At 53.7% G+C, this 23,108-nt stretch carries 20 protein-coding genes; 10 read left to right on the plus strand and 10 right to left on the minus strand.

The genetic code is table 11. From position 1 onward, the window contains the following. Window positions 1–283: 283 nt before the first annotated feature. Window positions 284–1,999 (minus strand): bifunctional helix-turn-helix transcriptional regulator/alpha/beta hydrolase, encoded by a 1,716-nt coding sequence (locus tag FAP39_RS15205; RefSeq protein WP_138017242.1) that lies wholly within the window; start codon window positions 1,997–1,999, stop codon window positions 284–286. Window positions 2,000–2,230: 231 nt separating this feature from the next. On the opposite strand from FAP39_RS15205, the gene FAP39_RS15210 reads away from it, so the two are divergent. Then, on the plus strand, window positions 2,231–2,674 hold the full coding sequence (locus tag FAP39_RS15210; protein WP_138017243.1) for a tyrosine-type recombinase/integrase: 444 nt from the start codon (window positions 2,231–2,233) through the stop codon (window positions 2,672–2,674). 56 nt (window positions 2,675–2,730) lie between these two features. After that, complete coding sequence (locus FAP39_RS15215; protein ID WP_246059194.1) at window positions 2,731–3,198, plus strand: VOC family protein; 468 nt, start codon at window positions 2,731–2,733, stop codon at window positions 3,196–3,198. A 92-nt stretch (window positions 3,199–3,290) separates the two neighbouring features. Here the strand turns inward: FAP39_RS15215 and FAP39_RS15220 are convergent, their stop codons facing one another. Next, window positions 3,291–4,103, minus strand: a complete 813-nt coding sequence (locus tag FAP39_RS15220; protein WP_138017244.1) for an AraC family transcriptional regulator — start codon at window positions 4,101–4,103, stop codon at window positions 3,291–3,293. A 155-nt stretch (window positions 4,104–4,258) separates the two neighbouring features. On the opposite strand from FAP39_RS15220, the gene FAP39_RS15225 reads away from it, so the two are divergent. Then, window positions 4,259–5,920 carry a sulfatase-like hydrolase/transferase gene (locus FAP39_RS15225; RefSeq protein ID WP_246059196.1) on the plus strand — a complete coding sequence of 554 codons (1,662 nt, stop codon included), beginning with the start codon at window positions 4,259–4,261 and terminating at the stop codon, window positions 5,918–5,920. Between the two features lie 123 nt (window positions 5,921–6,043). On the opposite strand, the gene FAP39_RS15230 is transcribed toward FAP39_RS15225, so the two are convergent. The 6 genes from FAP39_RS15230 to FAP39_RS15255 all read right to left on the minus strand — a co-directional run bounded on the left by FAP39_RS15230 (window position 6,044) and on the right by FAP39_RS15255 (window position 11,973). Then, window positions 6,044–6,289: a MoaD/ThiS family protein gene (locus tag FAP39_RS15230; RefSeq protein ID WP_138017245.1), complete on the minus strand. Its 246-nt coding sequence runs from the start codon at window positions 6,287–6,289 to the stop codon at window positions 6,044–6,046. Continuing rightward, entirely contained in the window at window positions 6,282–8,528 is a 2,247-nt protein-coding gene (locus FAP39_RS15235; protein ID WP_138017246.1) for a xanthine dehydrogenase family protein molybdopterin-binding subunit, read from the minus strand. Before FAP39_RS15235 ends, FAP39_RS15230 begins: the two co-directional genes overlap by 8 nt. Continuing rightward, on the minus strand, window positions 8,528–9,007 hold the full coding sequence (locus FAP39_RS15240) for a (2Fe-2S)-binding protein (RefSeq protein WP_138017247.1): 480 nt from the start codon (window positions 9,005–9,007) through the stop codon (window positions 8,528–8,530). The genes FAP39_RS15235 and FAP39_RS15240 overlap by 1 nt, the downstream gene beginning before the upstream one ends. Before the next feature lies 1 nt (window position 9,008). Further along, on the minus strand, window positions 9,009–9,869 hold the full coding sequence (locus tag FAP39_RS15245; protein ID WP_138017248.1) for an FAD binding domain-containing protein: 861 nt from the start codon (window positions 9,867–9,869) through the stop codon (window positions 9,009–9,011). A 193-nt stretch (window positions 9,870–10,062) separates the two neighbouring features. Next, the gene (locus FAP39_RS15250; protein WP_138017249.1) at window positions 10,063–10,782 is read right to left on the minus strand and encodes an RlmE family RNA methyltransferase; all 720 of its coding nucleotides are present in this window, start codon (window positions 10,780–10,782) and stop codon (window positions 10,063–10,065) included. Window positions 10,783–10,860: 78 nt separating this feature from the next. Beyond that, window positions 10,861–11,973, minus strand: a complete 1,113-nt coding sequence (locus FAP39_RS15255; RefSeq protein WP_138017250.1) for a Ppx/GppA phosphatase family protein — start codon at window positions 11,971–11,973, stop codon at window positions 10,861–10,863. A gap of 241 nt (window positions 11,974–12,214) precedes the next feature. Between FAP39_RS15255 and FAP39_RS15260 the strand changes: the two genes are divergently transcribed. The 3 genes from FAP39_RS15260 to FAP39_RS15270 are packed head-to-tail and all read left to right on the plus strand — an operon-like array spanning window position 12,215 to window position 14,553. Further along, entirely contained in the window at window positions 12,215–12,511 is a 297-nt protein-coding gene (locus tag FAP39_RS15260; protein WP_138017251.1) for a virulence factor, read from the plus strand. Between the two features lie 26 nt (window positions 12,512–12,537). Continuing rightward, window positions 12,538–13,461: a methylenetetrahydrofolate reductase gene (locus FAP39_RS15265; RefSeq protein ID WP_138017252.1), complete on the plus strand. Its 924-nt coding sequence runs from the start codon at window positions 12,538–12,540 to the stop codon at window positions 13,459–13,461. A 9-nt stretch (window positions 13,462–13,470) separates the two neighbouring features. After that, complete coding sequence (locus FAP39_RS15270) at window positions 13,471–14,553, plus strand: methyltetrahydrofolate cobalamin methyltransferase (protein ID WP_138017253.1); 1,083 nt, start codon at window positions 13,471–13,473, stop codon at window positions 14,551–14,553. A gap of 70 nt (window positions 14,554–14,623) precedes the next feature. On the opposite strand, the gene FAP39_RS15275 is transcribed toward FAP39_RS15270, so the two are convergent. Further along, window positions 14,624–16,231, minus strand: coding sequence for an AMP-binding protein (locus FAP39_RS15275; RefSeq protein WP_138017254.1), 1,608 nt, complete (start codon window positions 16,229–16,231; stop codon window positions 14,624–14,626). 199 nt (window positions 16,232–16,430) lie between these two features. On the opposite strand from FAP39_RS15275, the gene FAP39_RS15280 reads away from it, so the two are divergent. The 4 genes from FAP39_RS15280 to cls all read left to right on the plus strand — a co-directional run bounded on the left by FAP39_RS15280 (window position 16,431) and on the right by cls (window position 21,984). After that, window positions 16,431–18,698 carry a tetratricopeptide repeat protein gene (locus FAP39_RS15280; RefSeq protein ID WP_171006884.1) on the plus strand — a complete coding sequence of 756 codons (2,268 nt, stop codon included), beginning with the start codon at window positions 16,431–16,433 and terminating at the stop codon, window positions 18,696–18,698. Window positions 18,699–18,748: 50 nt separating this feature from the next. Then, window positions 18,749–19,429, plus strand: coding sequence for a hypothetical protein (locus FAP39_RS15285; RefSeq protein ID WP_138017256.1), 681 nt, complete (start codon window positions 18,749–18,751; stop codon window positions 19,427–19,429). A 2-nt stretch (window positions 19,430–19,431) separates the two neighbouring features. Continuing rightward, window positions 19,432–20,370, plus strand: a complete 939-nt coding sequence (locus tag FAP39_RS15290; RefSeq protein WP_138017257.1) for a hypothetical protein — start codon at window positions 19,432–19,434, stop codon at window positions 20,368–20,370. Between the two features lie 201 nt (window positions 20,371–20,571). Then, complete coding sequence (gene cls, locus FAP39_RS15295; protein WP_246059198.1) at window positions 20,572–21,984, plus strand: cardiolipin synthase; 1,413 nt, start codon at window positions 20,572–20,574, stop codon at window positions 21,982–21,984. Here cls and FAP39_RS15300 read toward each other — a convergent pair. Continuing rightward, on the minus strand, window positions 21,979–22,833 hold the full coding sequence (locus FAP39_RS15300) for a YihY/virulence factor BrkB family protein (protein WP_138017258.1): 855 nt from the start codon (window positions 22,831–22,833) through the stop codon (window positions 21,979–21,981). The two genes, cls and FAP39_RS15300, sit on opposite strands and share 6 nt — an antisense overlap. Between the last annotated feature and the right edge of the window lie 275 nt (window positions 22,834–23,108).

Genomic DNA, 23,108 nt, shown 5'->3' on the forward strand with positions numbered 1-23,108 from the left:
TGAACATAAACCAGATGCATCTTAGCCAAGCCGCAAACCTGTCCTAAAAAGCAGGACCACTTCACCCCACATCGAACCAGAAGCGTCAAAGACAAGCATAAGATCAGGTCTCGGTTCGTCTTGAGCATAAGCAGCGTGCCCTAAGAATGTACTCGCCGTGGTAGAAATAATTACCCAAATTGCCCGAGCGGTTTTGCCGTACATTTCGTGATGTCTCCAGTTCATTTGGCAACAGAACTAGGACGTGCAGAAAACGGGGTCATACCCTAATTGGTGTATAATCTCATCGATGTTGATCTACGACCTTGATTATGTGGTTTAGGATGAACTCTGTTTGTTGATAAATCAGAAGGTCGGCGGCTTTCTCAACGGGAACAACCGTGACGTTCTGATTGCGCCTTTCGAGATCTTGGTATTCGTTCAGATCAAATAGCCCATCTTCGGTCGGGACAAGGCTGCACATGGAAATGGCCAAACGGTCAATGGCGCCATCAATGGGTGCATGAAACATTTGCATGTCCCGCACAAAGGTACGTGTGCCCTGAACGGCCAAATGTGCGCATGCGTCGCGCACGAGTGTCGCAGTTTCAGGACTACGACAGATTTGAATATCAAGCGGTGTCGAAGCGTGGGCGCGTTCCAAATACCAATCCACCCCATGTTTTTGCATCATTCGGAAGCCAAGTTTTGCAATCAACTCCAAAATCTCTGGGGCATACTTACCCAGACGCAATAGGGTCGCTTGCGGCACAGGTAGTTTTTTGAATGCTGCGCGATTCAAACAACCGTTGAATCCGACTGACACCACAGCACAAAATTGGTCAGGGTTTAGATCTTGTTCCGCCAAAATCGGTATGATGCCATCAGAGAGCCCAACGCCTACACAATTGTGAACCCCTGCTGCCTTCATAAACTCGTTCAAAAGAACACGGTTGTCATCGAGCGGTGACATATTTCCGTGCATGGAAGAATTACCATACCCCGGGCGGGACGGGATAAGCAGCTTTATCCGAGCTTTGGACAAAAGGACTTCAGCTTGCGCAGGAAGCAAATACCCCATGGCCATACCGCGTAAGAATATCACAGGGGTGCCCTTGGGATCACCCATCCAGGTCCAAGCGATCTTACGCCCCTCTGGCGTCACGATGATCTTTTCACGATCTAACGGGTCCCGCCATGTCGACCTGAGCCCTCTTGTTTCTAGCAACTGTCGGCTTGCAACCATTGCAAACAGTCGGATCAAGTCCGCTTGCGAAGAGGCGCCGGTCTTGAACAGGATTGTTTTCATTTGCGTCCGAACCGTGTGTCGCGACACGCCACGTTTTTCTGCGACGGTGCTTAGATCACATAGCTGAAAAAACTGACGCCCAACCTCGACCTCGGCATCAGTCAAATCGAACGCTTGTTTCAGTCTATTTGATGTTGCAGGCGACCAGGCCAGTTCTAGGGTCCGAATGGCGATATAGGGCTTGGGTTGGTTTGGAAGCCAGATCAGAAAAATCTCAGCGTGAAAGGATGCATCGTCTTTCCTGTGATCAACAATATGAATCACAGATTGCGCAGCGTTGCCCCTTTGATTGGCGGCCCTTACGACCGCATCAAACGCTTTGCGCGAAGCCGGATCTACACGATCTTCACAAAAAAACGCGCCAGAGTTCGTTCCGAAGCTATCGATCCCTTCAACATTGATTGATGCAACACGCAAATCGGGGCTGAGAACGACGGCTGGACCGGCCACTTCGGACACGATCCGTTCTAGGGGGTCGCTATGATCGCTGATATCCAGCCGGTCTAAGGTGTCACCAGCTGCGTCCAATTGCGCAATAAAGGCACTGGCAAATTTATGGCCCCAGTTTTCATCAATACTCTCAACTGTGTTCAGTTTTTGGTTCCAATTGATGATCAGCTTGTCAAAGGCATCTTGGTCGACAATAGACCGGAACGTGTCAGAGACAATTTCAAGATCAAGACTGCTAACAACGTTTTCGCTATCTTCCATTATTTTCCTGTCATCAATCATTTGAAAGTAGCCGTTTAATTCATTCCGTGAAATTGCGCATAGATTAACCTAGACCCGACAAAAGCCAAAGAGAAGCTGGACGCAAAAGAAAATGGCATGGTCGATCGGCCGGTTTTCCGCCGCAAGGCAGCGCAAACGTCTTGGTATTCGCTGCAATTTCCGCATTGCCTGCGCGCGCAACATGATAGTCCGAGGGATCGGAGGACAGTCATGGAAACAGCAAACTTACTCGCCATTCGCGCGCTTCGCCCAGCCTGGAACAAAGGTCGCATCGTCGGTCAAAAACGCCCCCTAAAGCCGGTCCGGTTCGAGATTTCGGCAGGCACACGTTCATTCGTCGCGAAGTGGATGGAAGACCCAATGATGGTCGGTTCCGAGTATCTTTGGCCGGGTCGATTTCACGAGCGTTTGCATATCTCGACGCGGCAATATGCACGGATTGTCAGGGACTGGGTTTCGTCGATTGGTTTGGAAGCGACAGCTTACGGTACCCATTCTATGCGGCGCACGAAGGTGACCCAGATCTATAAAAAAACCGGCAACCTGCGTGCCGTTCAACTGCTTTTGGGACTCACGAAAATGGACAGCACTGTAAGATACTTGGGTGTTGAACTCGAAGATGCATTGGCAATCTCTGAGACTATTGAAATTTAAGACACTTGGGCCGCTGTTGCAGGCGGCCCAATGCGGGCTGTGGCTGGGGTTTTAGAATGCCGCGCTTAGCAAACGTTGCGGGCAATGGAATTGTCTGCCATCTTGCTTTGAGAAGTTGGAAGGGTGGTATGTTGGTTACCAAAAGCAATGCAAAGGCAGGACGACATACGATTACGCCTTACTTTACGGTCGAATCTGCGGATCTATTGATTGATTTTCTGACCGCAGCATTTGGCGCAACATTGATCAAAGAAAACAGATACAGCAACAACCGCATCCAGCACGCCCGATTGCTGATCGGCGACTCCCTGATTATGCTGAACCAAAGCACAGACAACTACCCACCGAACATGTCTCAGATGCACATCGTCGTGGAGGATACAGACCAAACCTACCAGCTCGCACTCCAACTCGGTGCGACCAGTCTGATGGAGCCAAACCTCCGACCCTATGGAGAGCGAATGGCGGGTATCAAGGATCCATGTGGGAATGTATGGTGGATCGCATCACCACACATTTATTAGGAAACTCGGCCCTTTGGGGCGTTCGGGTGACCGGTCGAGAATGTCTGCTTGGACGCTTCCGTTGAGTATTTGAACAAGGTCGCTCTGGGCAATCAGATTCTGAGGCTGTCTCGCGTGGCGCTGGGTGTTTCGCCATAAATTCGTGAATACTCTTGAGAAAAGCGTCCGTGGTGCCAAAGCCCCTGAGAAGTGGCCAATTCACCTATGGAAATTGCGTGATGTTTTTCCTGTTTGAGCATTGCGTGGACGCGCGACAATCTCAGTGATCTTAGAAAAACCTGTGGCGTCACCGAAAATCGATCCCGAAAGACATATTGCAGTGTGCGATCGCTGACGTTTGATATTTTCCTAAGATCCTGCACGCTGACTTCGGCAAGATCTGCCCCATCCAGAAACTCTAAGCAGATATGTATGGCACGGTCACGAGCCGAGATGCTGTGTGAACTCGAGGCCCGGGTTTGCGATTGAGCAACCCAAGATCGGATCAAGTGTTCCAAATGAGGAAGTGTGGCGGGGCTCAACCCCCGATTTGGCGCCTCGCGGTAGGCGTTCAGAAACGCCCTCATATCAACCATTTGTGTCGCGGCGACTTTGATCGTTTCGGGCAATGCCTGAAGCTCGGGACACGTAAGTTTCAGGGATTCGCAGGTGGCGAGGATCGCGTGCCACGGGATAGAAATGGTCTGAATATCGAAGTCAGGGCTATTGATGCATCGAATTTCGCTTCCGGGTTTGTAAACCAGTACTTCGTTTTCGTCCGTGTCCAGAGATCGCCACCACATTTTGCCGGTATTCGAGCCTTTGAACACAAAGGTCACGGCATCCGGCGGTGCAGTGCCATACTGATCAACGCAAGTGTTTAAAGCGCAGTATCCATAGCTGAAATCTCGGTCATGAATCTGCATCAGCCTTCCAGCAGATTTGTCCCCGGCCTTGGCCGACAAGGGGCGCAAGTCCAAATCCCACAGGCGCACTTGTTCGCAAAGCGTTTCAATCTCAGCGAATGTGGCATCAAGGACTAAGACTGAGAGAGATCATGAGTCTTTCTCGGAGGTGGCAAATGCTACATCGTAATAAACTGAGGCAGGGTATGCTGGGCTTGGCCTTGACGTTCCCTTTTGCTGCAACTGCCGAAAATGGCATCGTACACGACGCCGAATACTACATCCTCGAAGCCCAACACGGTGAAGTCTGGGCTTCTGATGATCAAACCGTGGATGCCAGACTGGCAGAGTTTCGGGAAAGAAACGGCGGCAAGCCGCCAAACATCCTTTACGTTCTTGTGGATGATCTTTCATTCGGGGAAATGGGTATTCCCGAGATGAATTATATTCGTGGATCTCAAACGCCCCGTATCAACGCCTTTGCCGACGAAGGTCTGTCCTTGATGCGGATGTACACAGAACCTTCTTGTACGCCATCCCGCGTGGCCCTGATGACAGGCCGCCATCCGGTGCGTAACGGGCTTGGCGAGGTGAAAGCCACAGTGGCAGGTGAAGGTCTTGCAACCGAAGAAGTGACCGTGGCCGAAGTCTTGTCAGATAATGGCTACAACACGGTGCATATCGGCAAATGGCACATGGGCGATATCGAGCAAAGCTATCCCCACAATCAGGGTTTTGACTATGCCTCTTTCCCCATTCATCAACAAGTTCTGCTGGGGTTCATGACGCCTGAATCGGATGCCTCTCAGGCCATGCAAGGCTGGCTTCCGGGATCCAGCAATGATCCGTTTGCCTTGGATGCCACATTCAAGCCGGATGGTCTTGTGTATTCTATGGAAGGCACCAGAGGCGAATTGGCGCGTGAGGTTGATTTCGAAGCAGGTGAGCGTTGGACGCAGGCGCATTACGACGCCATGCATCAAAAATACCAAACCGAGACGATCGAACAATTGCAACGGCTGTCCGCAGAGGACAAACCGTTCTTTCTCCAGTACTGGCCTTTGATTCCGCTAGAGTTTGATCGCACACGGTTTGACACTATTGAGACGGCCAACGGCGGCACCGGTGTTGAAAGCCTGAAGCAGCTGGACAAATGGTTCGGCGACATCATCGACGAAGTTGACCGTCTTGGTATTGCTGAAAACACACTGGTTGTTTTGATGGCAGACAACGGGCGTTTTCGCCAGTTTGACAGCACGTTGGGCTTTAGCCAAACCATCTACAGAGGCGGCAAGGTTGATACCTCTGAGGGGGCCATTCGTGTGAACGCTTTTGCGCGGTGGCCGGGCATGATCGCCGAGGATACACTTGCAGGTGACATGATCCACATCTCTGATCTGTTCACGACCTTTGCGCGTATTGGCGGTGCGAAGGACAGTATCTCCACAGATCGCATTATCGACGGTCTGGACCAATCCGCTCTGTTGCTCGAGGGTGAAGGTCCCGGGCGGAGGGATTATGTCTTTGTTTACGGCACTGACAACCTTGCCGCGGTGGTCAAACAGAAGTTTAAATTGGAACTCCCCGCGCCGGGCCTCCCCGGTGTGTCGGCCAAGGTCTATGATCTATACCGCGATCCAGGAGAGCAATCACCATTGACAGAAATCGCCCTGTGGGCCAGCGCCAGCTATCAGGATATCATCGAACGTCACATGTTGGCTGCGCAGGCACACCCGCATTCAGATGTGGGGCGTGGGCACCCATATAGTGGCATTGAAAACCTCAGACCGGAAAGCAAAACGATGGTTGAAAACTTTATGAGCTGGCAAAAGAACTAACCTAAACCAGCTCGCAATTTTATCATTCGCTCTCCGGCTTCAGTTCGAAGGTGGAGGGCGGAACTCATTCGTAAAGCAGACCTTGGAGCAGATCGCAGCAAAAGATTGCTCTCCGCCACTCAGCTAGCCGCCTTTCAATTTCTGAAGCAAAAACACTTCACTATCGTCCCGAATGGGTTCATGGCGGCCCGCTACGATAATTTGCCCATCCACAGAGATCGACACGCCCGCGTCAAGAACGGGGCGCAGCGCGGGATAGTCGGCCTTGATGGCGTCAAACACCTCTCCGACCGTTTTGGCTTGGACGTGAATTGTGTCCCGACCTTCGACAAACCGCCGAAGGCCGGACCAAAGATGTACCTCAACCATCTGACTTTGACTGAAGCGCTGCCAAGATTTTGGGCGGCGACAATGGCAACCCACGCAAACGGACACCTGTTGCGGCAGCCACAGCATTTGCCAGTGCCGGAAGTGGCGGGGTAATGCCGGTTTCGCCAACGCCGCGCACCCCATACGGATGCCCGGGATTGGGGACTTCGACAATGACCGTGTCGATCATTGGCAAATCCGAAGCGACAGGAATACGATAATCAAGGAAAACCGTATTTTGCAGGCGGCCGTCTGACCCATAGATATATTCTTCGTTCAATGCCCAACCGATGCCTTGCGCGGCACCGCCCTGAAACTGGCCTTCGACATAGGCAGGATGGATGGCTTTGCCGGCATCCTGAACGACCGTATAGCGCACGACTGAGGTGTGCCCGGTCTCTTTGTCGACCTCGACATCCACAATATGGGTGCCAAAGCTGCCGCCGTGACCATTTGGGGTCGCCTCGAAATGCCCGGAAATTGGCCCGCCAGTGCTCCCCATCTCAGCAGCGATCTCGCCAATGCTCAGCGGAGGAAACTCTCCGGCATTTGGGCCCGAAGGTTTGGCGCATCCATCTTCCCAGACGACGGCATCTGCATCGATGCCCCATTTGTCTGCAGCCCGCTTGCACAGCTTGGTAATGGCTTCGCGTGCGGCTTGAATTGTCGCCAACCCGGTCGCATAGGTGGCGCGGCTGCCGTGGGTCGGTTCGTTGACCCCCAAAGCTCCGGTATCCACAACGTTCACGCGCACGTTTTCATAGGGAATGCCCAATGTCTCTGCCGCCATCAACGCCATGGATGCGCGTGACCCACCAATATCCGGCGTTCCAACGCTGACTTGCGCAGTGCCATCCTCGGAAATAGCAAGAGAAACAGAGGTTTCCCCGCCCCAGTTCATCCAGTATCCGCTGGCAACACCCCTGCCCTGATTGTCTTTGAGCGGCGCTTGATAATGGGGATGTGCCTTGGCGGCCTCCAGAGTTTCAACCAACCCAATACGCGGATAGGTCGGCCCATAGCTGGCTTTGGTGCCCTCTTTGGCGGCGTTTTTCAGCCGCACATCAAGCGGGTCCAAGTTCAGTTCACGGCACAGTTCATCAATCATGCTTTCGGCGGCAAATGCCCCCATCGGCGCCCCTGGTGCACGATATGCCGCCTGTTTTGGGCGGTTAGACATCACATCAAATCCGACATGATGGACATTTGCAACGTCATAGCAGGCAAATGCACACATGGTTGTGGTTTCAATCGGTGCCTGCGGAAAGGCCCCTCCCTGAAGTCGGAAAACACCGCTTGCCGCAGTGATCCGCCCGTCTTTGGTCATCCCCATCTTGATATCCATTGACGCCGACGCCGTCGGCCCCGTGGCGCGCAGCACATCTGAACGGGACATCACAATCTTGACCGGACGATTGGCCTTGCGCGACAGAGCCAAAGCAACGGGGTCAATAAACACGGTGGTTTTTCCGCCAAATCCACCCCCGATTTCCGATGCCGTCACCCGAAGGTTGGCCGTTTCAATCCCCAGCAAACTTGCGCACATACGGCGCACAAACCAATGGCCTTGGGTACAACACCACAGCTCGCCGCGTCCGTCGGCACCCATTTGCGCCAAACACGCATGAGGCTCGATATACCCCTGATGCACCGCTTCGGTCGTATAAGACTTCTCAAGCACTAAATCGGCTTGCGCAAATCCGGCCTCAACGTCCCCATGACCAAACTCTGTATGGCGCACCACATTCGGATGCATCCCTTCAGGCACGGAGTAATTGGCCGCCCCCTCGCGGATAACTGGGGCATCGGGTTTCATCGCTTCATCAACGTTGGTCACATGAGGCAGCACCTCATAGGTGACGTCGATCAGCTTGGCCGCATCGCGCGCCAAAAGCTGGGATGTCGCGGCCACTGCCGCCACAGCATGCCCGTCATACAGGGCTTTGTCGCCTGCCATGACATTTTCCAAAAGATCCCAATCATCGCCCTCCAGATCCGAGGCGAAATCAGCCCGCGTGACAATGGCTTTGACGCCTTTCATGGCCATGGCTTTAGAGGCATCGATCTTGAGAATTTTGGCGTGTGCATGCGGCGAGCGCACAATCACACCATGCAGCATGCCCGGCGCAAAGGTATCGGCCCCATACAATGCTTTGCCTGTCACCTTGTCCAAACCGTCAGGCCGGTTCGGGCGGGTGCCAATGTATTTGAATTCGGTGGTTTTGCTATCCAGTGCCATTATGATGCCTCTCTCAGATCAGCAGCCGTATCCATCACAGCGCGAATGATCTTGTCGTATCCGGTACAGCGACACAGATTGCCAGCCAGCCAATATCGAACTTCGGTTTCGGTCGGATCTGGGTTCTTCTCAAGCAGGGCTTTGGTGGCGACCAAAATGCCCGGAGTACAAATCCCGCATTGCAAAGCCGCATGTTCAATGAACTTTTGCTGCAGAGGATGCAATGTATCCCCATCGGCCATGCCTTCGATGGTGGTGATCTCTTTGCCTTGCGCTTCGACCCCCAACACCAGGCAAGAACAGACAAGCCGCCCATCAAGCGTCACAGAGCAAGCACCACAATCGCCCGTACCGCAGCCTTCTTTTGCCCCCGTCAGGCGCAATTCGTCGCGCAAACAATCCAGAAGCGTTTCACGCGGATCACACAGGAACTCTGCGTCGTCACCGTTCACCGTTGTTGTGATGTGAATTTTGGTCATTTCATGCCCCTTTCGCGCGCGAATACGCGATCTTTGCGGCCCGTTGGGCCAATACCCCAGCAACGTCCTTGCGAAAGGCGATCGTGCCGCGTTTGTCATCAATTGGGTTGCACGCGTCCGATGCGGCCTGTGCCAGTGCGGCCAGTGCGTCCGTATCCAACGTGGTGCCGATCAGGGCCTTGGCCGCGTCTGCCACGATCAAAGCCGTTGGAGCCACAGCCCCAAGAGCAACACACGCTTCGCTGATCACATCCCTATCCAAGCGCAAATTTACAGCGCATCCAACAACGGCGATATCCATTTCCGTGCGCGGAATAAACCTGAGATAGGCGTCACCACCATGATCACCGCGCGCTGGAATGTGGACTGCACTGACCACTTCATCGGCGGCAAGACACGTTTTTCCGGGACCTGTAGGCACGTCTTGGACCGCAATTTGGCGCACACCGTTCGGACCCGTCACCGACACAGTCACACCGGCCGCCATCATGGCCGGCACAGAATCTGCCGCGGGCGAACCGTTGCACAGGTTGCCAACCAACGTGGCGCGGCCCTGTACCTGTGTCGATCCAATCAGGTCCATGCCCTCGATCACACCCGGCCAGTCGGCACAAAGATCAGCGTGTTCGCTCATTTCCGCACCTGCGACGGCCACTCCGATATCCCATCCGCCGTCATCGCGTTTGGTAATCGTTTTCACACCGTCAATGTGTTTGATATCAATCAAATCATCTGGCGTCATAATATCGGCGCGCATCTGCACCAACACATCGGTGCCACCGGCCAAATATCGAAGGGTTCCAGAAGAAGTGCGTGCAATGCCTGCGGCCTCCTCGAACGTATGAGGGGTATGGTATTTCATGATGCCTCCCAGTGGCTATGTCATGCGGCCAAAAGGCTCTGCATGATTTGCTTAACGCCACTCAAGCGCGTTCTGTCTGAAAACGCAACTCTTGCGTGAACCGCAGAGACACCCTCAACGGCCAAAAAACGCTACTGTCTTGTGATTACGCAAAACAATCGGCATTTGAGAAACCCAAATCCTTTGGCAGGACTTAGGTTCCCTTAAACCCCATCGCCACGACAAACTTTTCAGAGCTGTCGGCACGGCTTGCCGGTGGTTTCACATGGGCCACTTTGTCAAACTTCTGTTTGAGCATCTTTTGCAGTTCGGCCTCGGCCCCACCAGCCAGAACCTTGGCAACAAATGTGCCGCCTTCTTCCAGCACATCAAATGCGAAATAGGCCGCCGCTTCGCAAAGCGCCATAATCTTAAGGTGGTCGGTTTTCTTGTGACCACAGCTTGAGGCCGCCATATCCGACATCACAACATCAGCCTTACCCCCAAGCCATTCTTTGACTTGGTCGTCCGCCCCTTCGTCCATAAAGTCCAGCACATGCAGCTCGCAACCTGCGATCGGTTCGACCTCTTGCAAATCAACGCCCAGAATGGTGCCGACGCGTTTACCCGGTTTTTCACCCAGAATATTTGCGCGTTTCACGGCGACCTGACACCAGCCACCCGGTGCACAGCCCAAATCGACAATTCTTGCACCCGGCACCAGAAACCGGAATTTGTCGTCCAGTTCCATAATTTTATACGCCGCGCGCCCGCGATACCCTTCGGATTGCGCCCGTTTGACATATGGATCGTTCAACTGACGCTGAAGCCAGCGCGTCGAAGACAGCGTGCGACCACGCGCCGTTTTTACCTGAACGGTCAAATCCCGAAGTCCACGTCCGGATGTATTTTTGCCTGTTGGTGTCTTTGCCATGGTAAAAAGGCTCCTCTGCAAGCCTTGCTGTCAAGTTCTAAACGCGCTCAATGCACGTCTTGCGCCCCAAGTGCAACCTTAGAACGGTCCGTCTTCTAGGACGCCATCGGCGCTCATTTGCGCATATAACAGTCCTTCGCGCAAACCACGGTCAGCAACCGATAGACGATTTGTCGGCCAACAGCGTAACAGGGCCTGTAAAATCGCCGATCCCGACATGATCAACGCCTGACGGTCCTGACCGATGCGCGGGTCACGTCGACGCCCGACTGGTCCCAAATCCAGATATCCGCGAATAACTTTGTCGATTTGATCGGACGTCATCCGCAGACCGTCCACCTTGGTGCGATCATACCGACGCAGCCCCAAATGGCTCGCGGCGACAGTTGTCACCGTTCCGGATGTACCAACAATCTGAAACCCTTCACTGGGTGGGGCATCTTTATAAGGCGCGAATTCAGTCAGGTTTTCTTCAAAAAACCAGCTCATGAGGGCAAACCGTGCGGCATCGTCTTCAACGTCATTGAACTGGTCGCGTAACGTCGCCACCCCAAGAGGCACAGAAATCCAATCAACAACTTTTGCCGCAGGAAAAGGACTGTCCACGCCGTGAAATCCGGCGTGCAGCCGCATGATCGCCTTGGGACGATCGCGGTTTGGCACACTGGTCAGATCAATCCATACCAGTTCGGTGGACCCGCCCCCAATATCCACGACCAATAACTGTTCGGTTTTGGTGCTGACCAAAGGCGCACAGGAAATCACGGCAAGCCGCGCTTCTTCCTCTGGCGCAATCACTTCAAGCTGGATGCCCGCCTCGCGCTTGGCTTGACGCAGGAAATCGCTTGAGTTGCGCGCACGTCGACAGGCTTCGGTCGCGACAAGCCGCATGTGTTTGACTTTGTGCCGCTTGAGCTTTTGTTGACAGATGCGCAACGCCTGAACCGTACGCCGCATGGACCCACGCGACAGCCGACCTGTGCTTTCCAGCCCCGCGCCCAACTGCACGGATTTTGAAAAACTGTCTACGACATGAAACTGGTTGCCCTTTGGTTGGGCAATCAGCATGCGGCAACTATTCGTGCCCAGATCCAGCGCTGCGTACAACTCACTGGGATCGGGCGGTTTCGGCGCGGAGCTCTCAACCGGTTTCGGGAATGCGGCCGCACCTTTGGGACGCTTGGGCGCCATGATTCACGCCCTCCATTTCAAGTTACCTTTTAACCTAGTCACTCGTGACACGCCGCGCAATCCCCATGCCACCCCTCAACATGTTCATGTGCAACTTTCATGGGCGACCCTGTAGCCATCGCCCCAAAGAAAGAATTACAACCAAAGGGTCGCGGAACGGAAGTGTTCCGTCGAAATTGTACATTAGCGACGGTGCGCCCTGTTTTACGAATAAGGCACCGAAACCGAAGGAATCATGCTCATGCCTGATGTCACAGTAGTGTATTGGCGCGATATTCCCGCCCAAGTCATCGTTGGAAAAGGTCGCCGTGGTGCAAAAAAACAGCTCGAAGAGCGGTTTGAGCAAGCGATTGACCGTGCCGCGATGAAAATCGGGGCCAAGGATGCCGACACCTACCTTGCTGAGTGGCGCAAGGCGGCCCCCTATTCGGTTGACGGCGAACCTGCCGAGATTGCCCAAAGCGAAGCTGCGCGGCTCGAGGCTGAATTTGATCAGGACCGTTTGAAGGTTCTGATTGCCAATGAAGGTTGGGCATGACCCCTTCTTCGCTATGGGAGGCCACTATGGCTTTGTTGAACTTCAAGAAAAAGACAGACAGCGTCAAAACCGTTTCACCCCAAGTCGAAGCCTTTCTTGACGGGTATTCGATCGAGGTGATGCCGCGCACTGCGGCCAAAGTCGAAGATTTTCAAAGCCTGCTGCCAGCAGGAACACGCGTCTATATCGCGCATATTGATGGCACCCCCATTGAAGAAATGGTGGCCACAGCCAAGCGCCTTGCAGAAGACGGATTTCCCGTCATGCCGCACTTTCCCGCGCGTATCATCAAAGATCAGGCCACATTGGAAAACTGGATCGCGATGTATCAGGGCGAAGCCAACGTCAATCAGGCCCTTTTGCTGGCAGGTGGCGTAGACACACCGCACGGCGATTTCCATTCGTCCATGCAACTGCTGGAAAGCGGCGCGTTTGATAAGGCCGGCTTTACGCATTTGCACGTTGCGGGACACCCCGAGGGCAACAAAGATATTGACCCTGATGGCTCGCACAAATTGGTGAACGAAGCGCTGCAATGGAAACAGAAGTTTTCCGACACGACCGATGCCAAAATGGCCCTGGCGACACAATTTGCGTTTGACGCCAAACCTATCATTGCATGGGCAGACAGCTTGAAAGACGCAGGCATTGATATTCCGATTCACATCGGGATCGCAGGTCCTGCCAAGCTGCAGACTTTGATCAAATTCGCAATTGCATGTGGCGTTGGGCCTTCGCTCAAGGTTCTGCAAAAGCGTGCCATGGATGTCACCAAGCTTTTGTTGCCCTACGAACCCACAGATGTGGTGGCGGAATTGGCCGCACACAAAGCTGCGAACCCCGATTTCAACATCGAAAAAGTTCATTTCTTCCCGCTTGGCGGCATCAAGACCAACGCCAACTGGGCTATCGAAAACGGCGGTTCTTCTACCGCACCAGTCAAATCCTAAGGATTAAAAATGACCCGTACCATCATTGAATCAAAAACAAAAACCACGATCATGGGATTTGACCAGCCGTTCACCGTTATCGGCGAGCGCATCAACCCCACGGGCCGCAAAATTCTGAATGCCGAGCTTGAAGCAGGTGACTTTAGCCGTGTGGAAGCCGATGCGCTTGCTCAGGTTGCTGCAGGTGCGACAGTTTTGGACATCAACTCTGGTGCCGTATTCTCGAACAAAATGGCCGAAGATCCTCGGTATGCCGACAACAACTTTGTCGAACCGGATCTTATGCGCGAACTGGTGAAACGGGTACAAGCGATCACCGATTGTCCCCTGTGTATCGACTCTTCGGTGCCCGGCGCGCTCGAAGCTGGCCTAGAGGCCGCTGAAGGGCGCCCGTTGCTGAACTCGGTCACCGGTGAAGAAGATCGTCTGGAACTGGTGTTGCCGCTGGTCAAAAAATACAATGTGCCAGTTGTGGCCATTTCAAACGATGACACCGGCATTTCAGAAGACCCAGAAGTTCGGTTCGCTGTAGCGAAGAAAATCGTAGAGCGCGCGGCAGATTTCGGTATCCCTGCACATGATATCGTGGTGGACCCGCTGGTCATGCCGGTTGGCGCGATGGGCTCTGCTGGTTTGCAGGTTTTTGAATTGAACCGCCGTCTGCGCAACGAGCTTGGCGTTAACACCACCTGTGGCGCGTCGAACATTTCCTTTGGTCTGCCAAACCGCCACGGCATCAACAATGCGTTCCTGCCAATGGCGATGGCCACAGGTATGACATCCGCGATCATGAACCCTGTTGCGCTTCCGGTTGGCCCCAAAAAACTGGCCGAGAAAAAAGCAGAAGTCGAAGCAGCGGGCATCGTGATCCCTGCTGATATGGATGACGAAGCTTTCTGCCTGATGTTCGGAATTGGTTCGACAAAACCGCGCCCCGGAAAAGAAATGGAAGCCATCCGCGCAGCGAACTTCCTGACCAACAACGACGAAGGTGGTGCAAACTGGATTTCGTTTAACAAGCAGCCCGCCAAACCGGGTGAAGAAGGTCGCGGTCGCGGTGGTCGTACAGGCGGACGCCGTCGTCGCAGCTAAGATTTTTGCACTTGCAAGACAAAAGCCCGAGGCAAATGCTTCGGGCTTTTATCGTTTTATTTCAAGGGTATTATCCGCGCTTTTTCAATTTGCGCATATCATAGGTATCAGGGCGTTGGGTTGGGTCCTCGTCTGCATCAAACAGGCTGTGTTTTTGGATTTTTTGCGTGCCCGTCACTGGAATATCGGTCACAAACTGAATCCAGCCGGGGGCCTTGTAATACGCCAGACGCTCAAAGCTATAGTCAAACAATGTCTGAGCCATCGCGGCGTCCGGGCTTTGGGTGACCATCACACAGGCCATCACCTCTTCGTCGCGCATCTCGTCGGGCACAGCAACAACCGCCACACGTGTCACCAGATCATGATCCTGTAAGCAGGCCTCGATTTCCGCAGCCGCGATGTTTTCGCCGGATCTGCGAATAATATTTTTTTTGCGATCCACAAAGAAAATCATTCCTGTGTCGTCCATCGTGACGGTATCGCCAGTATGGAACCACCCGCCTTTCCAAGACTCCTCGGTGACCTCCGGCAGGTTCAGGTATCCCGAGAATGCGCCCTTGCGGGGGGTCTCTGCTGAATGCCGGATCACCAGCTCACCGGGCGTTCCGCGTGGGACTTCTTTGTCTGTGTCATCAACCACTTTGGCCTCAAGCCCAACGCTTGGCCGCCCCATGGCACGCGTGTCGATTTGACGGGGTTCTGCATAGTCGCCCAAAATTCGGCACATCTCTGACATGCCCCAAACTTCGATCAAGGGCACGCCAAAGCGCTCTTCGAAGGGGCGGTGTAACGTGGGTTCCACCCCTGCCCCGACGGCAAAACGTAGCGTGTGCCGCGTATCCCAATCTTCTGGCGCACGATTCATCAGGGCCGGAATGACAATGCCAAGGTAATGCGCAACCGTGGCTTTGGTTTCACTCAACTCACGCCACCATGCGCTGGCGCGGAACCGTTCGGGAATAATCTGGCAATTGCCAGTCTCGATCATGCAGAACAGCACAAGAATGGCCGCGTTGACATGAAAAAGCGGAAGCGGGCAATACAGGCGGTCTTGGCCGGTCTGAAAATCTATCAAGCCTCCGCGCGTTGCATACCATTGTCCCATCATCAATTCGTAGTCATGGCTTAGGATACAGCCTTTGGGGCGGCCGGTGGTGCCCGATGTATAGATCAGACTGGCCTCTGAATCGGCATCAATACGGCGCGTCAGCGGCGCACTCTGCTGGGCTGGCGGCACCGCTGGCAGGTCGGCATCCATGTCCACAACCGGTATGTCCAATCCGCTTTCACGCACCCCTTGGACCAAAAGATCACGCAAATCCGGTGCCGTCAGCGCAAGTGTGGCACCGCTGTCTTGTAAGAGATATGCCACCTCGGCCGGTCTGTAATCGGGATTGACCGGAACCCACGATACGCCAATGCTATTCAATGCCAACTTGAGCAAGAGCATCTCTGGCCGATTGGCAAGCAGCACCGCAATGCGATGCCCATGCCCATATCCGGCCTTTTGCAGCTGTTTGGCCCAACGCGACACCAATACCGCAGCTTCGCCATAGGTGATGTCATACCCGTCAGGATAATAATGCCGATCCTGATCCGCTGGCACCGACAAGAATGCGTGGCATGAAAACGTCTCTGCGCGCGCTCTGAAATGCGTTCCAATCGTGTCTGTCATGCTGTGCCCCGTCGTGTGTTAGCTGCCTGTGCCTCAACCTAGCTGTGTTCTCGCGCTGTGCAATGGAATTACATCCACTTCAGGCGGCGTGCTCTCCTTTTGGCTGATTTTCCGCAACGGCATTCAATTGCTTTGCATCAAGGATACCCATCAAAACATTCGATATAATAGATGTATATCGAGGATGGAGGACCTCATTATGCTGATGCGTATACCATACCGTATGGTTGGGCTGTGTTTGCTGATGCTTGCAGGATTGCTGGCGTCAAAGGCGGAGGCCCAAGATGATTTTTTGACCAGTTACAACAGTTCGAAATGGACCGGCGGATCTGTCGATAACGACGCCGACGGAGTGGCCGATTTTTGTATCATGATCCCAAAAAACCCAAGGGATCAGGTGATGTTGATCTTGGACACCAACGAAGGATTGATGATCGGCCTGATCAACTCGCATTGGCGTATGGAAGAACTCGGCAATACCGTTGATGTTCAATTGGTTATTCAGGGGCATTGGCAAGGTCATCTGGACGCCAGAATTTCGGATACGGATACTTTGGCGATCACGGTCGGATATGACACCGAGCTGATTGAAGCAATCAAAGCAGGAAGTGTCCTGAATGCCTATTTGTATATTGGTGATTTTACCGTGTCATTGTCTGGTACACGTGATGCGGTCGACACGGCAAAACGCTGTTATTCCGAGCAAATCCAACCTCACCAGATTCAGACGGCACCCGTGACCTCGTCTGCGCCATCTCACTCTGGCGGTTCGGCAACATATTCTGACGGCAAGCTGGCCTATGAGTCCGCCAACTATGGCGACGCTCTAGAAATCTGGCAGCAGGCGGCGATGCAAGGCGATGCCAAAGCTATGAATGGCTTGGGCCTCATGCATCAGGGCGGCAAAGGTGTTCCCAACGATGCAGACGCGGCACTATACTGGTTCACCATGGCCGCAGATCAGGGGCTGGACGAAGCGCAATACAATCTTGCCCGCCATCATGACAACGGTTGGGGAACGGCCGTCGATTTTGATCTTGCGGCGCACTGGTATGAAAAATCTGCGTTACAGGGCTATGACCGTGCGCAATTGTCCCTTGGGATCGCTTATATGAAAGGCCAAGGGGTAGCCAAAAATCCGCAAACGGCGCGCCATTGGTATTCTCTTGCAGCACAAAATGGGAATCGTGCCGCCCAGTTCAATCTTGGCACCTTGCTGCGCAAAGGGCTTGGAGGTGACAAAAACCCTGCCGAGGCCGTCTATTGGTATCGCCGGTCGGCCGATCAGGGATTCGGATGGGCCCAATTGCGGCTTGGGGATGCGCTGGCACAGGGGCTTGCCGGACCTATTGACCGGATCGAAGCCTATAAATGGTATTTGCTCGCGGTGGAAAATGGCAAAGATCAAGCCACTGAAAAGCTTGCCGAACTTGATGCCATCGTATCTCCGGCTGACCAGCAACGCGCACGCGACTTGGTGGACGGCTGGCAAGAGGTTCCGGAACCCCAAACCCAGACAACGCAGGTGCAACCTGTCCAATTTGACGGTGTGATTGCACAACCCGCGCCTGCAAAAGAACCGGTCACCAAGAAACTGCCCGACGATCTGTTTGGCGACCTGCAACCCACACCAAAACCAACGCCTGTCCCAGCGGCAAAACCTCAAGCGGCGGGCAGAGTTGAGGGCTGCTATGATCTTGGTCAGGCACGCACCACATGCAAGGCGACCTGCAACAGCCCAGCGTTTTCCGAAACTTTTGCGACATCGCAGTTCGTGCGCAAAAACGGGGCACCAGCGGCGGTTCAATATTGCCTGAATGGCTGTCAACAAGCCGAGAGCGAGTTCACGCAGGCCTTGAACACGGTTGCAGTTCTGAAAGGGTCAAAATTCTTTTGCCCGATGCTCTATGCCGAGACCACGCAACTGGCAAAAGACAACAAAATCCCGCGCGAGCATGGCGACAAGAGTGCCCGAAAATCGCATGCAACCGGATCAACGACATTCAACGAGGCTTCACGGTTAGACGCGACGCCCGAACACCTGGCAACCCTGTCACGCGCTGCATACACCCCCGCAGTACAGGCTCTTGTTGATCAGATGCCAACGGTGCTTGAGGGCTGTTATGATACCCAAAGCCCTGCGGCGATGGCGCATTGCAGGGCGGAATGCATTGACGATGCGAGGTTCCCCGGAACAGGGCTAACCAGTGAACAGGCCTTGGAACTGTGCAACAGCGGATGTGACAAGGCAGCGGTATTGTTCAAGGATCAGGCCATCTGGCTGCAGGCCAAAAATGAAGACGGTCTGTCTGGGACCTTTTGCAGTGCCGTCCAGTTTACCAAAATCATACGTGACGAAGTGCGCAACGAAGCCCTTATGGATGGTCGTACCAAATATGAAGCGTCTGAAATCGTCGGAGGGATCATCTCGTATTGGAAGGGTGCTTTGATCGCTGGCGGACGATGAGACCTGCCCCGCAGACACAGCCCCCGTTTGGACAAAATGAGGATCATAAAATGAACCATCACTTTCGCACATTCATCGCAATTGCATTGACTGTCGTCGGGTTGGCCCTGACCGCGTCGCACGTCACCGCACAAGACATAAACAACCAAAAACAGGCCGCGCAATTCATCAAAGAGCTTGAGACATTTAACAAAGGCAAGGCTGATATCAGGCGTCCGATTGCCAATATGCAAGCTCTGATGAGACAAGAGTTCAGCGCCTACAGAGAAGCGGTGAACAGTTCCGAAACCATGGAAGAAGCGGATCAAAAGTATCAGGTCAATTTGCAGGATTTCAAAGAGGCACGCGCACAGTTTGATGCCGCGATTGCCACTGCCGAGGCAATTGGGGCCAATTCGAAATTTCCGGAAATTCAGGCGCTTGCAAACCAATATGTGGTCAGCCTCAAGAACGCACAAAGCCGGGTTAACAATATTGCTGTCGCCTTCAAGTATCACGACGCAAAGGCCCTTTTGAGTGATTGCAAGGGACTAGCGTCCGATGTTCGGGCCGTGGGCCTGCATTGGCGGGCGCAAAGGCCGGCCATCTCGGCAAAACTCAAAACTGCTCGTGCCCATTTTAAGAGGGTCAATGAACCCGAAGTCAAAGATTGCCCTTATGAAGATGGCACCAAGCAGCACGTATTGCATTGCATTTTGGGACAGCCCATGTCGGAAGGAACAGGAAACTAACTATGTTGTATGCTTCTAAAACCGCACTCTGCTTGACACTTTCCCTCGCCGTTTTTGCCTCGGTCGCCGACGCGCATATGCTACGTGACCGCGAGTTTGATTATCTTAGGCCTTTCATGGAACCCTTCGATGATATCGAAGACATGCTAAAGGACATTCCAGATACAACGGCCATCGGCGAAACAGCCCCAAGCGATACCGCAACCGACATTGGAAACACGGGTTCCTCGGATTCAGCACAAGGTGCCAGCGCACCCGTCGCGCCCTCACCAACGGCCGCCGTGCCCTCCCAACCTCAGCCACGTATGATCGGCGAGGCCGTGGAAATCCTGAACACCTATAACAAGGGTGGCGTCAGCCATGGCAACGCCCGCAGCCCGACATTCACTCTGACAGAGCCGATGATGTTGACGTATCTTCAGACCTATCACTGGAACGGAGGGCGTGGCACCCCTGCCCCCGGTCAGATCGGCCTAAAGGGTCAGGGCGTCTGGCAGGCCGAAGGCCGCCCCGGAATGTTCGACACCCCGAATGCCGAATGGATCGCCACACCCGAAGTGATTTTGCAGCCCGGCACCTATACGGTGGTCGACAGTTCTGCAGACACATGGGCCCATAATTCGAGCTCGAACGAGGTCGGATTTGTCGTAGTGCGCGCAGCGCCCGTGTCTGCGGCACCATCGCTGGACCCCATACTCACCGAGCGCGCGGCCCTAGAGCGACTTACGGGGATTTCCCAATTCAAAGACTGGGTACTGGCCGTACGCGCAAACGGCAATACTGTGGTCTATGATGTGACAAACGATCCAACCGCAACCTGCGTGACGGACGCGTGCAACTGGTGTTTCCGTATGTCCGAAGACACCCCAAGCCATCGGACATATTTTGACACCTACTGTGTGGATGCGATGACCGGACGGGTTTGGTCACCCTCAGACTGATGTATCAGAAACGAGGTCTGGCACTGGGTCAAAACACCCCAAGCAGACCTCGTTCACCAACGCTGCCGCCCCCGAAATTTTACCAACACCACATGCAAGACCCAGTTCGCGTGCCGGAATATCACCTGCTCTGCGAAAAACTTGCCTTTAGGCGGGGTACCTCTACCTTAGCAGTATCCAAGTCATACATGAGGCCGCCTCTTGGCAATCAGCTTTTCTCTTCTCTTTGTGGTCGTTCTCGAGGCAGTGGCGGTCTATTTTGCCTATCTGGCCATTGTTGGGTCGCGCACACCACAAGGTGCGGTGGCTTGGGTCGTATTTCTGATATCCGCTCCATATTTTGCCATCGTGAGCTATTTGTTTCTGGGTCACCGTAAATTCAATGACTATGTCGTTGCGCGGCGCGCCTCTCAGCGGGTGTTGGATGGCATGGCCCAATCTCGCAAAAGCTATCCGCCAAGAGGCGATACGCAAGACGTAGGGTATCAAGTCTTTGAGACGCTGGCCGCGTCGCCGGTGGTGTCAGGCAATGCCATCAAAGTCTTGGTGGACGGGGCAAAGACGTTTGATGCGATATTTGATGCCCTTGAAAACGCACAGTCTTACATCCTGTTCCAGTTTTACATTATTCGCGACGATGCACTTGGCCAAGACATCCAACGGCGCCTTGTTGATGCGGCACGGCGCGGTGTCGCGGTGTATGTCTTGTATGACTCGGTCGGCAGTTCACGGCTTCCTTGGGGTTATATCAATGTGTTGACAGATGCAGGCGTCAAAATGCTTGATACCAACGCACTTCAGGGGCCAACCAACCGATTGCGGGTAAATTTTCGAAACCACCGCAAAACCGTGATCGTGGATGGGCGTGTCGGATTTACAGGTGGCTTGAACGTTGGCGACGAGTACATGGGGCGCAATCCTGCATTTGGCCATTGGCGCGATACTCATTGCAAGGTTGAGGGGCCGATCGTATCCCAGCTCCAGTTGGTGTTTTGTGAAGATTGGCTTTGGGCGACAGAAGACGGGTTGTTTGATGACTTGTTCTGGCGCCCTGAACCTGCCCCGTCAAATTTCGACGCATTGATCATGGCCACCGGCCCCGCCGATGATTTGGACACAGGTAACCTATATTTCTGCGCCATGATCCGTGCGGCCCGCCACCGACTTTGGATTGCCTCGCCGTATTTTGTGCCGGATGCGGACATTGTCTCTGCCCTTAAGGTTGCCGCCCTAAAGGGAATTGACGTCAGAATCCTTATTCCTGAGAAAGCCGATCACTGGGTCACATGGTTGGCATCTTTTGATTATCTGGATGAACTCCGAGAGGCCGGCGTTGTCTTTTGGCGCTATGACAACGGATTTATGCACCAAAAGGTTGCTCTGGTAGATGACAGCATCGCCGCGATCGGCACGCATAATTTGGACAACAGGTCATGTGCATTGAATTTTGAAGCCTCGGTCCTGGCCTTCGAAGAAGACGTTGCCAAGGACGTCGCAGACATGTTCAAGGCTGATTTTGCCCAATCCCGGATCAGCACACGCACCTTGTCGGAACAGCCGCTCTGGATACGTTTAGGGGCGCCAGTGTCGCGACTGTTTGCGCCGCTCTTATAGATCCAACTTGTTCGCTTTGGCCAATCTGCCAAGACAGGCGTTATACTCTGCCCCAAAAACAAACACCGCAGCCATCAAATACATGAACACCAGCGCGGAAATGACACCTGCCAAGCCAGCATATGTGACGCTGTAGGTCGAAAAGTTGCTGATGTAGTATTCAAATACGCTTGCGATGACGTACCACAATACAAACGTCAGAATAATACCGGGCAACAACGCACGAATAGGACGTTTTATGCCCGGCAACCATTTATGACAGGCCAACACGCCCAAAAACGATACAATCAACGTCACAACAAGGGCCACAAGCTCGTTGGGCACAACGGCAATATGCAGTTTCGGCGCCGCTTCGGACACGATGCGCATATATACAGGAATAACCAATCCGATCAGACCAGCCAGAGTGACAAATACCGCTCCGCCAAGCGCGAATGCGAGCGACAACAACCGCTTTTTCCAAAGTGGCCGTGGATCAACCTCGTGATAGCATTCGCTGATCGCCAGACGGACGGCTTCAAACCCATTGGATGCAAAAAGCAACGTCAACAACGCCCCAAAGGTAATCGTTGATTTGTTGCTTTGCTCTAAAACGGCGCGCACTTCGGTTTCGATGGGCGCGGCAATGGCATCTGGCCAAGAGCCAAACACAACTTCCAGCAAATCACCCATATCGGCATCTGGTTGGGACATCCCCCAAGACGACAGCATCCCTGCGACAGACAATGCAAGCAAACAAAACGGAAAAATCGCAAGCATCATCGAGAGCGCGATATGGCTTGATAACACCAACCCTCCATTGGTGTTAAACCTGCGTGCGGCGTCTCTAAGGGCTTGCCAGAAAATCAATGTCTATATCCATCTCAACCTATGGGCATATGGGCGGTAGTTTCGCGCAATCGTCAACCTTGTTTCTTTTGTGCGGGCGATCAGACAGAGGTGTGTCGTCATATCTCAACATTCTCGCGGCACCGCCAAAGAATACTCCGACAGACACCCCTAAATTTGGATCAACACAAATGGCATCGCTTCACGGCGACACAGGGGCGGAGATATTTTTTTCCAAACCCCGACCATCCGCACAGGTTCCGGCCTTGACCTCTTGCGGCACTACTCACGGATTA

Origin of the sequence: Shimia litoralis (assembly GCF_005518135.1) — a bacterium.
GTDB lineage: Bacteria > Pseudomonadota > Alphaproteobacteria > Rhodobacterales > Rhodobacteraceae > Shimia_E > Shimia_E litoralis.